This window comes from Ornithinibacillus halotolerans (assembly GCF_014637405.1).
Taxonomy (GTDB): domain Bacteria; phylum Bacillota; class Bacilli; order Bacillales; family Amphibacillaceae; genus Ornithinibacillus; species Ornithinibacillus halotolerans.
In genome coordinates this window covers 53,943-69,374 of the sequence record NZ_BMEY01000011.1, presented here as the reverse complement: position 1 = coordinate 69,374, position 15,432 = coordinate 53,943, and the positions used below count along the sequence as shown (strand labels likewise).

The window sequence follows — 15,432 nt, the reverse complement described above, 5'->3', positions numbered from 1 at the left end:
AATGAGTTTTACTTTTGATGAAAACGCTAACATCTTATGGGTAGATTTTTTAGCGAATGGCGTACGTTTAGCAAATGAACAGGAACAGGTGAAATTATTAGAGAATGCAGTTCAAGTCGGGATTACCCATCTTGTTATCGATGCAAAAGTACCATTTGGGCAAACAACATACCCTAGTAAATATGGTTATCATGTAAGCAGTTGGTCGGATGGTCGTTTTGCTATGTGGAAAGACCGTGATTTTTTACAAGAACTTGTCTCAAAAGCAAAAAACTATGATCTAAAAGTATTAGCAAATGTAGACGTCTTTTCAGAAGGAACAACCGAAACAAGAGATGGTCTAGCGTATGATAAACAAGATTGGCAAGTAACGTTCTATAATGACGCAGTTGCGAACGAATCAAATGCTGCCGAGTATACGGATGCGGATACGATTTTCGTTAATCCAATCCATCCAGAAGTCGTAGAACATGAGTTAAATATTATAAAAGAAGTGTGTACATATGAGTTAGACGGTGTCGTTATTGACCGTTGTCGTTATCCGAATATATATGGAGATTTTAGCGAGCTTAGCAGGCAAGCATTTGAAACCTATATTGATAGAAAAGTAGAAAACTTCCCTGAAGATATTTTTACGATTAATGACGATAAATCGATTAAGTTTGGCGAACTTTTCCCGAAATGGGCTGAATTTAGAGCGAATAATATTAAAACATTTGTCAAACAAGCGCGTGCCATTGTGAAGGAGCATTTCCCGTTATTTGCTGATTATGTTGGTTCATGGTACCCACTGTACTACAGTGAAGGCGTAAACTGGGGAAGTGAAACATATCATCCAGATTTAGAGTGGACTGGAGATACGTATCATGTATCTGGAATGGCAGAGCAGTTAGATTTCTTAATGACTGGTTGTTATTACTATGATGTAACAAGAGACGAAGCAAAAGAAACTGGCAAACCAGCTTATTGGTATAGTGTGGAAGGAGCAGCCGATATTAGTTTAGAGGCAATCAACGGGGCAACGCCATTTGTTGCGAGTCTATTTTTGAAACAGTATAAAGATGACCCAGAACAATTCCGCCGGGCTATTCAAATGTGTAAAGAAAAATCAGCCGGTGTGATGTTATTTGATACGGTTTACGTAGAGGAATATGGTTGGTGGAACATATTAAAGGAAGAACTAAATAAGTAGGGGATAAACATGACAAAAAGAATTGCACTGATTCCGGTTGACGCAAGACCGGTTACATATGATTTGCCAAAAGACCTTGCCAAATTTGCTGGTTGGGAAGTGTTACTACCACCAAAAGCAGATTTAGGATTTTTAAAGGAACCAGCAGATCTTGAAAAATTAAATCGTTGGATAGACGAAGTTTTACCAGAGGTAGAAGGATTCGTTGTATCGGTTGATATGTTGCTGTATGGCGGATTGGTCCCATCTCGTGTCAATACCGATGAGGAAAAAATACTTCACGCTCGTCTTGAAAAATTACGGGAAGTTAAAAAACTATATCCAGACGTAAAGATTATGGCATTTAGTTCAACGATGCGTCTATCGAATAGCTATGTCAATCAAGAAGAGAAGGATTACTGGGATCAGTACGGGAAAGAGATTTGGCAGTATTCGTATCATGCTCATCGTTTTGAAAAACATGGTGAACAAGCAGATCAAGCAATTATCGAGAAAATGAAAAAGGCTATTCCAAGTGCCATTTTAGAAGATTATCTAGCAACTCGGAAGAAGAACTTTTCGATTAATCTATCCTTAATCAATGAAGTGGAACAGGGGTTAGTAGATTTATTAATTTTCCCACAAGATGATACGAGTGAATACGGATTGAATATTAAAGAACAGGAAGAGTTAGTCGCTCAAACGACGGAGCGAGGATTACTAGATTCGATTTATGTCTATCCAGGGGCAGATGAAGTAAGTAGTATGCTCGTTGCCCGAATGATTTTTGCCTTGGAAGCTGAAGAAGTACCAACCTTTTATCCAGTCTTTAGTGGGTTAAAAGGTGCGCTGTCAACGGCGATGTATGAAGACCGCACGATACAAGAGTCTGTAAAAGGACAAATTTATGCGTTTGGCAGTCATACCGTAGAAACTCCTGGGGAAGCGGATATCATCCTTGGAGTCAATGTACCTGGACAAAAGCAAGGAGATATGGCACTACAACTATATCTTGATGGTGTAAATACGAATGACCGTAACATTGGAGAATGGACACGGAAATTACGCTACTATCATAAAAAAGAAAAACGAATTGCCATTGCGGATGTTGCCTATGCCAATGGCGCCGATCCGGTCATGATTGCTCATTTACTAGGTGAATTTGATCTACAAGAACTGGATGGCTTTGCAGCATGGAATACAGCTGGAAATACGCTTGGAACAGTCGTTGCCCAGGCAGCGTTACTATTTTTGGCCGAGAAAAAAGGTTTAGATGTTCAAAAAGAGAAAATTCGTCAATTTGGTATTCGCTACTTGGATGATTATATCTATCAATCTATCGTAAGGAAAAAGATCCGTGAAGAAATTGGTAATGAAGAAGAATATGACGGTCTGTTAGCGGAAGTGACTAAAGTATTCTTAAAAGAAGCGGAAGAGGCAATGAAGAAGCAAGGTATCCCTGGGGAAATTACAAACGTATATCTACCTTGGAATCGAACATTTGAAATAGGCGTCGAGTTGGAGGGATAACGGATGAAAAAGGATATAGCAATTATTGGCGGAAGTATTGGTGGTGTTCTAGCAGCATATACTGCAGCTAAGTTAGGGCAACATGTTGTTCTAACGGAAGAGACAGCTTGGATTGGTGGACAATTAACGAGTCAGGCTGTTCCACCAGATGAACATCCATGGATCGAAACATTTGGTAGTACAAAAACTTACCGAAATTTTCGCAATGACGTACGGGACTATTACAAACGGAAGTACCCTGTGACAGAAGAAGCACGAGAAAACGAAAGGCTCAATCCTGGAAATGGCTGGGTAAGCCGGATCGCGCACGAGCCACGGGTTTCCTTAGCACTATTATACGATTTATTACAACCATATATTTCGAACGGCCGTATTGAATTACTTCTCAACCATAAGCCAGTGCGTGCTGAAGTTATCGATGATGTCGTTCAACAAGTTGTTGTTGTAGATGATGCGGGACAAGAACGTGTATTGGAAGCGAGTGTTTTCCTCGATGCGACAGAACTTGGTGACGTATTGCCTTTAGCTAATGTCGATTATGTAGTTGGGGCGGAGTCTAGGGAGGACACTGGTGAACCGAATGCTCCATTAGAACCCAATCCATTAGATGTTCAGTCGATTACCCATGTGATGGCACTAGAATATGTGGATGGGGAAGACTTTACAATTGATAAACCAGCTATGTACGATTTTTGGCGTAACTATAAGGCACCATTTTTAGACCATATGCAACTTAGTGAATTTATTCCAGATGCCCATACTGGAAAGTCGAAAAAAATGCCATTCTTCTCCGGTGAAAATGGCTCACTTGGCATGTGGGAATATCGACGAATTATCGATAAGAAGCAGTACAAGGATGGTTTTTTTGCAGGAGATGTATCGTTAATTAATTGGCCACAGAATGATTACTGGCTTGGTTCCATTATTGATGTCAGTGAAGCAGAAAAACAAAAACGTCTTGAGGAAGCAAGGCAATTAAGTCTCTCGCTACTATATTGGTTACAAACCGAGGCTCCGCGTGATGATGGGAGTGGGAAGGGCTATCCTGGATTTCGTTTGCGACCAGACGTTGTCGGGACAAAAGACGGCTTAGCCATGCATCCATATATTCGGGAGTCCCGTCGTATTAAGGCAAGATATACGGTAACCGAGCACGATATTAATGCGGATTTACGTGGTGACAATGGGGTACGTACACATGAAGATTCCGTTGGGGTTGGTGCTTATCGAATTGACTTACACCCAACTACCGTACATAACCGCTTATTTTATGCAAAGAGTTATCCGTTTGAAATACCTTTAGGAAGTTTAATTCCAATCAAGGTTAAAAACTTACTACCAGCCTGTAAAAATATAGGAACAACCCAGCTAACGAATGGTTGCTTCCGTGTACATCCTGCAGAATGGAATATTGGGGAATCGGCAGGTGCCCTTGCTGCATTTAGTTTAAAGCATGGGGTGAAACCAGTAGATGTGTATGAGGATCAAACATTAACGAAGGCCTTTCAAGATGTGTTAGAGGATCTTGGTGTACAACTTCATTGGCCAGAAGTATATGCTTTTTAATAGAAATACAGACTTAAGTACTATATTTCTATAAAAGTTTAAAAATTATTATTATTTTACATTCTTTTCTAAAATTCAATTGACAAAACAATTCTTCAAAGATTATAATAATGGTGGAGATTTCCTCCTGAGAGAATATAAAAAAGGAAGACAATTTCCACCAAAAATAAAATTACATATTATGGAGGGGAAGAAGAGTGAAAAAGAGCAAGTTATTATATGTAGCACTCTTAGGTCTAATGGTATTACTACTTGCAGCATGTTCAGGCGATGATAATGCTAACGAAAATGCGAATAGTGGTAAAAATAATGACGGTAACTCTAACGACAATGGGGAGTTATCAGGTGAAGTTGAATTCATGACAATTTCTTTATTACCAACGTTTGAAGAATACTTGAATAATCTTAAGGAAGAGTTCGAAAGTCAGCATCCAAATGTAACCGTTACCATCAATGATGTTCCTTATGATCAAGTAGAACAAATTATCTTAACATCTGCATCAAGTGGAGATTTACCAGATGTAATGAACTTGAATACAGAATTTGTTAAGAAAATTGGTGCTTTAGGTGCACTAGTTGACATGGAAAAAGAAGCAGCTGATGTCAAAGATACATTCTTTGAAGGTTTATGGAATACTGCAAAAGTAAATGACGGTGTATATGCATTACCTTGGTATACAACTACAAGTGGTTTAATTTACAACCCTGAAATTCTAGAAGCAGCTGGTTTTAGCGAACCACCAACTACTTTTGAAGAAGCTTGGGAAATGTCAAAAGTAATTAAAGAGAAAACGGGCGCTTATGGGGAAATTGTACAAGGGGATATGCACTTACTATTCCCTAAAAACGGTATCCAAATCTTGAACGAAGATTCTACTGCAGCAGCTTTCAACACACCAGAAGCAGTTGAACTTTGGACAAACTTAAAAGAGTACTATGATGAAGGTCTATATGAACTAGATGTTATGTTAAATCAAGTCTCAATGGCTGAATTATATGCAACAGAAAAAGTAGCTTGGTGGGCAACTGGACCACAGTTATTCCGTCAAGTAAATGACTTATCACCAGAAGTTTATGAAAAATCTGTTGGTGGTGCTCAATTAGAAGGGAAAGCTGGATTACAACATGCGAACCCAATGAACATTGCAGTTTCTGCGAAAAGTGATTCTTTAGATGCTGCAATTGCATTTGCTAAATTCGTAACGAATGCTGAAAACCAATTAGCATTTGGTAAAGAGGCTAACGTACTACCTCCAGTTGTTGAAGCTGCAAATGATGAGTTCTTTGACCAAGGATTAGATTCGGATGATCCTGCTGAGCGTGGACGTTACTTTGCAGCACAAGCTTTAGAAGATGCTGTAAATATGAGTCCTCCTCATGAAAACGTATCTCAAATTATTAAGGCAATCCAAGAAGCATTCCAAGAAGTTCTCTTAAATGATATGGATGTTCAGGATGCGCTTGATATGGCAGAGGAACAAGTTAATAGTGTATTAGATTAATTGATTTCTAGGGCCAATCCCCTAATGGAGAATTTTACTACCTCCGTATGAGGGGATGGGTCCTTCTTTTTAGTTTATAAGATTTGTTTTTTCATATGGTCTTCTCTTGATAAGGAGGTAAGAAAGATGTATAAAGCTAGACATGCATGGGGATTTCTCGCCATTCCACTTATACTACTATCATTATTTACATTCATTCCAGCTGTTGCAGCTTTTGTGTTGAGCTTTACAAACTATAACGTATTTACACCAATCGAATTTTTAGGGTTGGAAAACTATATTAAAGCATTCCAAGATAAAAGTTTTCAGAAGGCCATCGTAAACACGTTCTATTATTGGATTCTAGTAACTCCTGCACTCGTTGTTCTTCCTATTTTTGTAGCAATCTTGGTAAACCAAAAATTAAGAGGGATTAAAGTATTTCGCTTAATTTACTATTTCCCAGTTCTAGTGTCTGTCGTTATTACAGCAATTTTATGGAAATGGATGTTTGCTAAAGAAGGTATTGTTAACTATATCCTAAGCTTTTTCGGTGTAGAACCATTTGGCTGGCTATTAGATACGGCAACCGTTATGCCAGCATTAGCTTTTGTAACGATTTGGCAAGGTTTTGGATATTATATGCTATTTTACCTAGCAGCTCTCCAAGGTGTTCCGAAAGATTTATATGAAGCAGCAGAACTAGATGGTGCAAACTTTTGGAAAAAACATCTACATATTACGATTCCAATGATCAAACCAATGATATTCTTTGTTGCTGTTATCTCAACAATGGGAGCGTTCAAAGAATTTACATTAATGTTAACAATGACAGATGGCGGACCATTAAATGCTTCAACAACAGTAGTTCTACTAGTATTCCAGGAAGCATTCCAAAACTTAGATATGGGATACGCTAGTGCGATTTCCTTTATACTATTTGCCGTTATCTTAATTATTACATTAATTAACCAGCGATTATTGGATAAGCGTGATTAGGAAAGGGAGGGAAAACCATTGTCACATTCCATTGCAGCTAATCCATCGAAGGATGGAAATAAAAGAAGAAAAGTCTTTAATAAGTTAATTTCTTATTTCTTTCTACTTCTATTAACTTGTGTCACGATTGTTCCATTTTTGTGGACGGTATCGATTTCATTAAAGGGGCAAAACGATGTCATCTTTTCGATCCCTCCACAATTCATTCCGAACACATTTACATTAGATAACTTTATTACCGTTTGGAATACATTACCGATTCCAAGGTACTTATTAAATACCGTGATTTTAACTTTCTTTGGTGTTGTATTACCATTAATTTTATGTTCCTTTGCAGCTTATCCATTAGCTCGGATGAAGTTTAAAGGGATGAATATAATTTTCCTATTAATTATTGCAACAATGATGATTCCTGGGGAAGTAACGATGATTCCGGTATATCTTGTTATTGATAAACTTGGATTAATGGGTACGTATACAGGGATTATTATCACTAGTGCAATTACCCCTCTAGGAATCTTCTTAATGAGACAAGGATTCCAAGAGATACCGAAAGAAATTGAAGAGTCGGCCGTTATTGACGGGGCCAATGTATGGCAAATTTTCTGGAAGTTAATGTTCCCAATGGTTAAACCAATGCTTGGTGTACTAGCCATTCTATGTTTTATCTCGTCATGGAATAATTTCTTATGGCCATTACTTATTTTAGATGATCCGAATATGTATCCAATTACGTTAGGATTATACCAATTACAAGGAGCATTCTCAGCGAATACGAGATTAATAGCTGCTGGAGCTTTAATAGCTTTATTACCAGTCATCATTGTGTTCGTTATGTTCCAACGCTACTTTATTGAAGCGGCGTATTCTAGTTCTGTAAAAGGGTAAGAGAAAAAAGGGAGATGAAGTACATGAATATTGCCACAAGAATCTTTGGAGCATTTGAGTGGTTTATGCGTTTAGTAAGATTAAATATAGTATTCCTGTTAGGATGTATTGGTGGTTTGTTTATATTTAGTTTCTTCCCTTCCATTGTTGCAACGTTTGCAGTTGCTAAAGCATGGATTAAGGGAGAAGCCGATCTACCGATAAGAAAAGTTTTTTGGGAGAATTTTAAGGAAAACTATGCGCGCTCCATGGTAGTTGGTTATCTATTCTGTGCTGCTTCCTTTATTCTTTATATCGATTTTAAGTTCTTTAATCAATTCGAAATTGCTGCTGTCAAAGTACCAGCTATGATTGTCTTAATATTCCTTGTAGCAGCATTGGTCATGACAGCATTATATATATTTTCAAATATATATACCATGAAAGGTAGTTTGAAGGAATTAATCAAAAGCTCCTTCTTCACATCAATTGCCTTTCCACATTGGACAGCGATTAACTTAATAGGGGTTGTAGCAATCCTTTTCATTGGTTATCGTTTTCCAGGTACAGTATTTTTCTTAACATTTAGTAGTGCCATTCTATGGATCGCATGTATGAATCAAATTGTTCGAAATAAATTAGAACAGAAAATAGCTGAAATGAAAGAAATCATGAACTAATACTATAAAAATCGTGGTGAACGGTATGACGAAAACTGTGGTGAGAAAAATGGACAAAACGGAATTTCTAGATCAAATCAAAGGGAAACTGATTGTTTCATGCCAGGCACTTGAAGATGAGCCTTTACATGGATCAGATGTGATGGCTAAAATGGCGATAGCTGCCGAAACTGGTGGAGCAGTTGCTATACGGGCAAATGGTAAAGAGGATATTGCAGCTATTCAAAAGGTAACAAACTTACCAATTATTGGGTTAGTGAAACGAGTCTATGACGATAGTGAAGTATATATTACTCCGACTAAAAAAGAAATTGATGAATTATTAACGGTGAATGTCGATGTTGTTGCGATCGATATGACAAACCGACCAAGACCGAACAATGAGTCATTAGCCGATTTGATGAAGTATATGAAAGAAAATAATCAACTTGTACTAGCAGATGTATCCACATTAGATGAAGGATTAGAAGCAGTACGCTTAGGGGCAGATTTTATTTCCACGACATTGTCTGGTTATACGAACTATACGAACAGTAATAGTAATGGACCGGATATTACTTTAGTGGAGCAATTAGTAAAAGCAACGGATGTACCGGTGTTAGCGGAAGGAAGAATCCAAACACCACAACAGGCAAAAGAAGTAATCAATAAAGGTGCTTTTTCTGTTGTTGTCGGATCCATCATTACTAGACCGCAATATATAACGAAACTATTTGCGGATGAACTAAATAATTAATTTAGTAAATACTCCAATTTGGGGTGGAAGGAGGGACGGCATCATAACAAGCAATAAACATCTCATGGATTTTAACTTATACAGGTAAGAAGGATGTACACTTTTTATCTGTATGAGTTCAACTAAGAAAGTTGCTTTATGGAGGTTGGGTGAAATTTTCTAACATAGTTAAATTTATATTAAAATAATTGCATCTAACCCGCCCCGGAAATATACTTCGCTTTCCGCAGGCGGCTGGTAAGCCTCCTCAGAGCTAACGCTCTTGCGGGGTCTTACCGATGCCTTTCCTCCTGCAGGACAAGGAACGCTTCGTCAGCGAAACATCGCACGCAGAAAAAGCGTTCTCCTTTTTCAAGGAGTCTCCGTATATTTCCGGGGCTTGTGTAGTGTTATCACGTATATATTATCCCAATCTCTTAGTAAGTGAACCATGGAGTAAATATATAGGTTCTCGTTAGTAAACTATGAAACTAAGAGAGCTGATTAATAAAGTTAAGGAAGTGGTGTTTTTATGTCGAAGAAGAAATTGATGAAATTGTTTTCTGTAGTTGTAATCACCATGACACTTTTACTTACATCCATGCCATTTCAAACAGAAGCAAAAGGTAATGAAAATCCAAGTAAGATGGTAGAAAACATCATTAAAAATAAAAATATGAAATCTCGAATCCTTTGGTATGATTTGAGTGCTAATTTAGATAGATTAGATACACCAGAAGAAGTAGCGGAAATTGTTGCGAAAACAGCAGAAGCGAATATTAATGCGATTGTATTAGATGTAAAAAATCGCAGTGGGTTTGTTCCTTATCCGAGTGAATTTTCTCCTCATTTAAGTGAGTCGAAAAACCCAACATATAGTTCTTACCCAGAGGACTACGATTTAATTGAGAATGTATTAAGGGAAGCAAAGAAATATGATATTGAAGTACATCTGAATATCAACACTTTTTCTGCTGGAGATGTTAGTTATCAAGAAGGACCTTCTATTGACAATCCAGACTGGCAAACGGTTGTATACGAAGTAAATCGAATTGTAACTGATAGTAAAGGAAGTACCTATGCTATTCATGGTTTTGATAAAGTTCGCCTTACTGATGAGCTAATCGTTTACACACCAGAAAAAAATGCTGAATCACCAGCTAATCAATGGGGTATTGATGTTGTCGTTGAAAGAGATGTCGTTGTCGATATCGTTGACCAAGTAACCGTTGGTAAACAAGTTGTCCCTGTCCCAGAGGATGGCTATGTTTTATCTGGACATGGAAAAGCAAGACAATGGGTATTAGATAACTTATCGATTGGGGAAACTGTTGATATTGCTAGTGTTGAGGCAGATTTGAAGCCGATTGGTGAAACGGCTGCTCCGGCTGCTTTCATGAATCCAATCAATCCTGATGTTCAAGCATATACGTGGAATGTCATTGAAGAGTTAGTCAATAATTATGACATCGATGGAATTACACTTGATCGTGCACGTTATAATAATGTGTACACAGATTTTAGTGATTTAAGTCGAGAGAAATTTGAGGAAAGTATCGGCGAACAGATTACAAATTGGCCTGAAGATATTTTTACGGTAACATTTGAAGGAAATGAAAAAGTCATTAATCCAGGTCCTTATTACCAAGAATGGATTAAGTGGCGTGCGCAAAATATCCATGATTATTTTGAAGCAACTAAGCTTTTCCTTCGTGAACTAGATGAAGATATTTTATTTAACACATATGTTGGATCTTGGCATCCATTGTATTATAGTGAAGGTGTTAACTGGGGTAGTAAAAAATACAACCCAGAATATGATTGGGCGGCAGATAATTATAATGAAACAGGATATGCAGACCATCTCGACTTCCTTATGACAGGTTTGTACTATGGTGACATTATGATAGAAGATTTAAATGGTGAAAAACCATACTGGTATAGTGTCGAAGGTGCAGCTGACATTAGTATGGAAGCAACCCAATATGATACATTTGTTTATGGAAGTTTGTATTTAATCCAGTATCAGGATCGTCCTGAGGACTTTAAACGTGCACTACGTCTTATTGAAGAGAAAATGCACGGAGTTATGCTATTTGATTTAGTCTATATTGAAATGTATGACTGGTGGGATGAAATTGAAGAAGTCTTTACGAAGAAAACAAAGAGCCCACATTCTGTACCAGGATTTATTAAACAGTTACGTTCGTAAATAGAAGTTCAGCATCTGCCTAATCCTTTAAAAAGTTCATTTGCAAGAGCTTTAGGAAATCGGATTAACTACTCATTGGGAAGGCGCTTTGTTCGCCTTCCTTCTATTCAGTAAGACTAATATGTAGAAATTGGAATTGAAATAAAGGCGGTATAAAGAATGAGTAAGCCCATTACGGAAATTATTAATAGTTATTATCCATCATTAACAAATTCAGAACAAAAGGTTGCAACTTTTGTTTTAAATAATCTTGATCAAGTCATTTACTATTCGGTCACCGATCTAGCGGATGAAGCGGGAGTTGGAGAAACGACCGTTTTACGATTTTGCCGAAAAATTGGCTTGAAAGGGTATCAAGAATTTAAACTTACTTTGGCTCAAAACCTTTCTGAAGGAAAGAAAGAGCAAAATGGTTCCGAATCAAATAACCTTATTCAATCGGTACAGCTAAATTCAGTGGAAGCAATTGAAAATACGGCAAAGATGATTAGTGAGGAAGATTTAAATGCGGCCATTGAGTTACTAAGTAATGCTAAATTTATTCACTTATTCGGTGTTGGGACTTCCGGAATTAGTGCAATGGATGCACAAAGTAGGTTTTTAAGAATCGGTGTGCAATCTAGTGCAATCATTGATTCACATCTACAAGCGATGACTGCAGCTACTTTGTCGCAAGGGGATGTTGTCATTGCGCTGAGCATTTCTGGTAGTACAAGAGATACGATTGAAACAGTAAAAATCGCTAAAGAAAAAGGTGCCAAGGTTATTGCGATTACATATTATTCTCGTTCACCAATTACCCAATTTGCGGATGTTGTTTTAACAGGTGGCACAAAGGAGTCGCCACTTGAAGGTGGTTCGTTAGCAGCAAAAATCTCTCAACTGTTTGTCATTGATCTGTTATGTACAGGGATTGCGCTTACTCATAAGGAACGTTCATTAGAAATGAAAAATAAAACAGCACAAGCTGTAGTGAGTAAGATTTATTAGGGGTTTGGTTAATTTTAAGTAGAATAGATTGAAGCATAGAGATGGTGATTTCTCTATGCTTTTATATTTATCTTGATTAATACGAATTCTTCTCAATCGGACAGGTAGCTTGGGCTAGTCTTAATACTTCTTCATGGGCTTTATTAATTATTTCTGGTGTTCGATTATTTACATTGTTTAGTTCTTTTGCCACAAGTTCCTGAAGTGCTTGATAACCGAATGCCTCTTTTTCAAACATAGTAGGGTAATTTACTTTTACGATTGCTTCTGCCCGTATGTTAACTGTATTCGATTCCATTTCACCTTCTGCAAATTTTTGTTGGAAGTCGAGGGCGTCTTTTTTGTCAATCGGAATCTGTTGGCTTTTTGCATAACAAATAAACAATGAGTCCAAAATCAGTCGATCGTAAGCACTGTCTAAGAAGGGTTGATCAATTTGGTGTGGTGTAAATGTCGGATCTGTTTCAAATTCTAATTTCTGTGAACTTAGTGCTGCTGCGACCGTATACAGTTCTCTTTTCGTAATAGATTCGGACCCAACGGTTGCAATGATTTCATTGTATTCATATTCATTATCCATCATTTGTTCGTCAATTTGATGAAACCATTCCAAATAATTTGTAATGCTTTTTTCTTCCATTTGTTTGCTTTGTATAACGCTCCAACCGAAGAAAAAAATGACAACGAGCAACATTGCACTGCCAATTCCGATTATCCATTTCCATTTCCCCAAATCTTCTCCCTCCTTAGAAATGTGCCAATCTCTAACTAAGCGTTTGTTTCGGCCAATTCTTTTATTATCTTTTTCGATTCCTCAGCAAATTCGACTGAAGCGTCATAGTAATCTTGGCCATTTTCTATCAGAGAGAAATCACCAATTTCGAAAGTTTATATTGTGCCACCATCTTGTTCCTTTAACTTATATCGGTAGGCAACGTCTCCCTCATTCAGTTGTACTTCCCATCTCGATAAGTATAGGGAAATAACTAACTCCTCGTTTTTTTCTGCTTTAATAATAGTTGTTACGGTTTCTCCACCGTTAGGGTTTTCCCAGACAACTTTACTACCTACTGTCATCTCATCAGTAGGGTAATCTTCTTAATGCATCCCACTGTGCCACATATTTTGGTGTCACTAAAACTTCCCAAACTCTTTCAGATGCAGCTTCAATAAATATTTCATCATGTACAATTAATTTATTACTCACTATGTACCTCAAAAATTAATGTCATAAAACGCTTTTATTACATTAATATTATCATAGCCAAACAGATAAAGTTAAGGAGGGCCAAATAAAGTGGTATGTAAAGAAGGTGTCTGACACCTCCCGAAAAAGCTCGAATAATGTCGAATGTTTTTGGTTTCTCATGGAATGGATAGTAGTGTATATTGGTAGGAGCAAAGGGAGGCTTTTTAAATGAAGTTTATTAAAGTTCTATTCTTTATTATTTTATTATTCATTGGCCTAGGGTTTGGTATTTATTACGTCGGAACTAATATAGCTTCAGACAAACTAATGGATGTCATTTCAGCTGAATTAGAGAAGAGTGGGGAACTAGAAAACATTAAGCAAACGATCGAAAATGATCCTGAATTAAAGGCATTTATTGAAGATGCTAAAGCTGTTGATGAAGATTCGTTACCATTTACTACAAAAGAAGAGGCGACAAGAGTCGTAGTTAAGAAGTTAGGAATATCTGGATTAAGAGAAATCCAATCAGAGGTTGAAAATGGACAAATGACAAAAGAAGAACTGCTGAACGAAATTGAACAGAATTTTACAGAAGAGGAAATAACAGCACTTAAAGTGATCGCGTATAAGGAATTGTATAATAAATAAGAGGGAAGATTTAGGTTGGAGTGTTTGAGGTAGGTTTGGTAAGTAGTGAATGGATAAGAACAGTTGAAATATAGTCTAATGGGTTCGCATGCGAGGTAACGGAAACTAAATTATGAAATAACCGTAAAATTAATGAAGAGTTGGTATAAGAAAGGGTTAAACTTATACCTTTCTCTTTCTGTTTATTTCGGAATATTTCATAAACTTTATATGCCCTTATAGAGTTTGTGAAGGATTGTTCTTAAACTAGCGGGAAAGGTTACTTGAAGAAGGATTGTTATAATAATATTAATTAAACCTGTTGGGGGATTTAAAATGAAGCGACCAATTGGAGTTCAAATAAAGGGTAGTATTTATTCAAATGATGGTAAAGATTTGAAGCACGACGAGTTTTTGGATGCATTTATTGAATTTATTGATAGAAAAGGATGGAGTTTCGGTGGAGGTAGTTCCCAAGTAGATGAAGAGGGAAATAAAATAGATGATATTGTTTAGTTTTTTAACTAAGGGGGGCAATAGCTTAACAAAGCTGTCGCTACTTCAACTATTGGGGGGTTAGTGGAAGAAGAAACTAAATAAGGAGGAGAAAGGATGTCTAAAGAACAATTTAAAGGCTTTTATACATTATGGATTTTTTTGTTATTGTTGAGTTAGTTTGGTTATATGCTGTTACATCAAGTGTTGTTATTGTTGGTAGAGTTATATTTATCATCACTTTAATTGCATGCACATTAGTAATTGGCGCACTTGGAATTCATTTTATAAGTAGAAATTCGAAACAGTAAACACTCTTGCGCTAACGGGTGCTTTAACGAAAGAAGAGTTTAGGTTACAACTACGGCTTATTGTTGTAACAGGGCAGTAATGTTTTAAAAAGGGGGGATTATGTGTTTTGGTTAAATTTTGCATCTATTGTACTGATTATTTTTGCTCTAATTATTGTAGTAAGGCTATTTTTGAGAAAAACATTCAATATCGAGAAAGAGGAAAAGACATTTTTTTCTTATAACTATATAAACGATTTTCATAAGAAAATCGATTGGGCTATAAGAATTACTTCAATAATTACGTTAATCATTACCTTTTACTTGATAATCTATCAGGATTATTCGTTAAACTTATTCCTGATTGTATTGGTCATCTTCACTGGAATTGATTATGCGGTAAGAGCATTCTTTGAGTGGAGATATACCCAAAATCCTAAACAATCTATCTTAACTATTAGCGAAATGTTTATATTAGTTATCGCCTTAATTATAATTATTCAATTTGACTTACTAAATACGGTATCTTAAAATATATGTCATTCTTTTTCGCTAACGTGTGCAAGAGTTAAATACGGTGATCCAATTGGGTTACCTTTTTTTTATGGCTAAAATCT

General features: G+C 36.8%; 17 protein-coding genes. 14 read left to right on the top strand and 3 right to left on the bottom strand.

What is annotated here, in order from left to right; genetic code table 11:
• Position 1: 1 nt before the first annotated feature.
• The 10 genes from IEV35_RS11880 to IEV35_RS11835 all read left to right on the top strand — a co-directional run bounded on the left by IEV35_RS11880 (position 2) and on the right by IEV35_RS11835 (position 12,211).
• Entirely contained in the window at positions 2 to 1,192 is a 1,191-nt protein-coding gene (locus IEV35_RS11880) for an alpha amylase family protein (RefSeq protein WP_188384870.1), read from the top strand.
• A 9-nt stretch (positions 1,193 to 1,201) separates the two neighbouring features.
• Positions 1,202 to 2,701 carry a DUF4127 family protein gene (locus IEV35_RS11875; RefSeq protein ID WP_188384869.1) on the top strand — a complete coding sequence of 500 codons (1,500 nt, stop codon included), beginning with the start codon at positions 1,202 to 1,204 and terminating at the stop codon, positions 2,699 to 2,701.
• 3 nt (positions 2,702 to 2,704) lie between these two features.
• A complete protein-coding gene (locus IEV35_RS11870) occupies positions 2,705 to 4,267 on the top strand; it encodes an FAD-dependent oxidoreductase (protein WP_188384868.1) in 1,563 nt (520 codons plus the stop codon).
• Positions 4,268 to 4,464: 197 nt separating this feature from the next.
• Entirely contained in the window at positions 4,465 to 5,769 is a 1,305-nt protein-coding gene (locus tag IEV35_RS11865) for an ABC transporter substrate-binding protein (RefSeq protein ID WP_229740734.1), read from the top strand.
• Positions 5,770 to 5,895: 126 nt separating this feature from the next.
• Positions 5,896 to 6,747 (top strand): carbohydrate ABC transporter permease, encoded by an 852-nt coding sequence (locus tag IEV35_RS11860; RefSeq protein WP_188384867.1) that lies wholly within the window; start codon positions 5,896 to 5,898, stop codon positions 6,745 to 6,747.
• An 18-nt stretch (positions 6,748 to 6,765) separates the two neighbouring features.
• Positions 6,766 to 7,635: a carbohydrate ABC transporter permease gene (locus IEV35_RS11855; RefSeq protein WP_188384866.1), complete on the top strand. Its 870-nt coding sequence runs from the start codon at positions 6,766 to 6,768 to the stop codon at positions 7,633 to 7,635.
• 23 nt (positions 7,636 to 7,658) lie between these two features.
• Complete coding sequence (locus IEV35_RS11850; RefSeq protein ID WP_188384865.1) at positions 7,659 to 8,294, top strand: YesL family protein; 636 nt, start codon at positions 7,659 to 7,661, stop codon at positions 8,292 to 8,294.
• A 25-nt stretch (positions 8,295 to 8,319) separates the two neighbouring features.
• Positions 8,320 to 9,030 (top strand): N-acetylmannosamine-6-phosphate 2-epimerase, encoded by a 711-nt coding sequence (locus IEV35_RS11845; protein WP_229740733.1) that lies wholly within the window; start codon positions 8,320 to 8,322, stop codon positions 9,028 to 9,030.
• Positions 9,031 to 9,541: 511 nt separating this feature from the next.
• Positions 9,542 to 11,221: an alpha amylase family protein gene (locus IEV35_RS11840; protein ID WP_188384864.1), complete on the top strand. Its 1,680-nt coding sequence runs from the start codon at positions 9,542 to 9,544 to the stop codon at positions 11,219 to 11,221.
• 159 nt (positions 11,222 to 11,380) lie between these two features.
• A complete protein-coding gene (locus IEV35_RS11835; RefSeq protein ID WP_188384863.1) occupies positions 11,381 to 12,211 on the top strand; it encodes a MurR/RpiR family transcriptional regulator in 831 nt (276 codons plus the stop codon).
• A 76-nt stretch (positions 12,212 to 12,287) separates the two neighbouring features.
• Here the strand turns inward: IEV35_RS11835 and IEV35_RS11830 are convergent, their stop codons facing one another.
• The 3 genes from IEV35_RS11830 to IEV35_RS20330 form a co-directional block, all read right to left on the bottom strand.
• Complete coding sequence (locus IEV35_RS11830) at positions 12,288 to 12,944, bottom strand: hypothetical protein (protein WP_188384862.1); 657 nt, start codon at positions 12,942 to 12,944, stop codon at positions 12,288 to 12,290.
• Between the two features lie 155 nt (positions 12,945 to 13,099).
• The gene (locus tag IEV35_RS20175; protein WP_229740732.1) at positions 13,100 to 13,288 is read right to left on the bottom strand and encodes a hypothetical protein; all 189 of its coding nucleotides are present in this window, start codon (positions 13,286 to 13,288) and stop codon (positions 13,100 to 13,102) included.
• A 4-nt stretch (positions 13,289 to 13,292) separates the two neighbouring features.
• A complete protein-coding gene (locus tag IEV35_RS20330) occupies positions 13,293 to 13,418 on the bottom strand; it encodes an SRPBCC family protein (protein WP_268237923.1) in 126 nt (41 codons plus the stop codon).
• Between the two features lie 210 nt (positions 13,419 to 13,628).
• On the opposite strand from IEV35_RS20330, the gene IEV35_RS11820 reads away from it, so the two are divergent.
• The 4 genes from IEV35_RS11820 to IEV35_RS11805 all read left to right on the top strand — a co-directional run bounded on the left by IEV35_RS11820 (position 13,629) and on the right by IEV35_RS11805 (position 15,346).
• Positions 13,629 to 14,051 (top strand): hypothetical protein, encoded by a 423-nt coding sequence (locus IEV35_RS11820; protein ID WP_188384861.1) that lies wholly within the window; start codon positions 13,629 to 13,631, stop codon positions 14,049 to 14,051.
• 315 nt (positions 14,052 to 14,366) lie between these two features.
• Positions 14,367 to 14,546 (top strand): hypothetical protein, encoded by a 180-nt coding sequence (locus IEV35_RS11815; RefSeq protein ID WP_188384860.1) that lies wholly within the window; start codon positions 14,367 to 14,369, stop codon positions 14,544 to 14,546.
• Positions 14,547 to 14,677: 131 nt separating this feature from the next.
• Positions 14,678 to 14,836: a hypothetical protein gene (locus IEV35_RS11810; protein WP_188384859.1), complete on the top strand. Its 159-nt coding sequence runs from the start codon at positions 14,678 to 14,680 to the stop codon at positions 14,834 to 14,836.
• Between the two features lie 102 nt (positions 14,837 to 14,938).
• Positions 14,939 to 15,346, top strand: coding sequence for a DUF4181 domain-containing protein (locus IEV35_RS11805; RefSeq protein ID WP_188384858.1), 408 nt, complete (start codon positions 14,939 to 14,941; stop codon positions 15,344 to 15,346).
• Positions 15,347 to 15,432 lie beyond the last annotated feature (86 nt).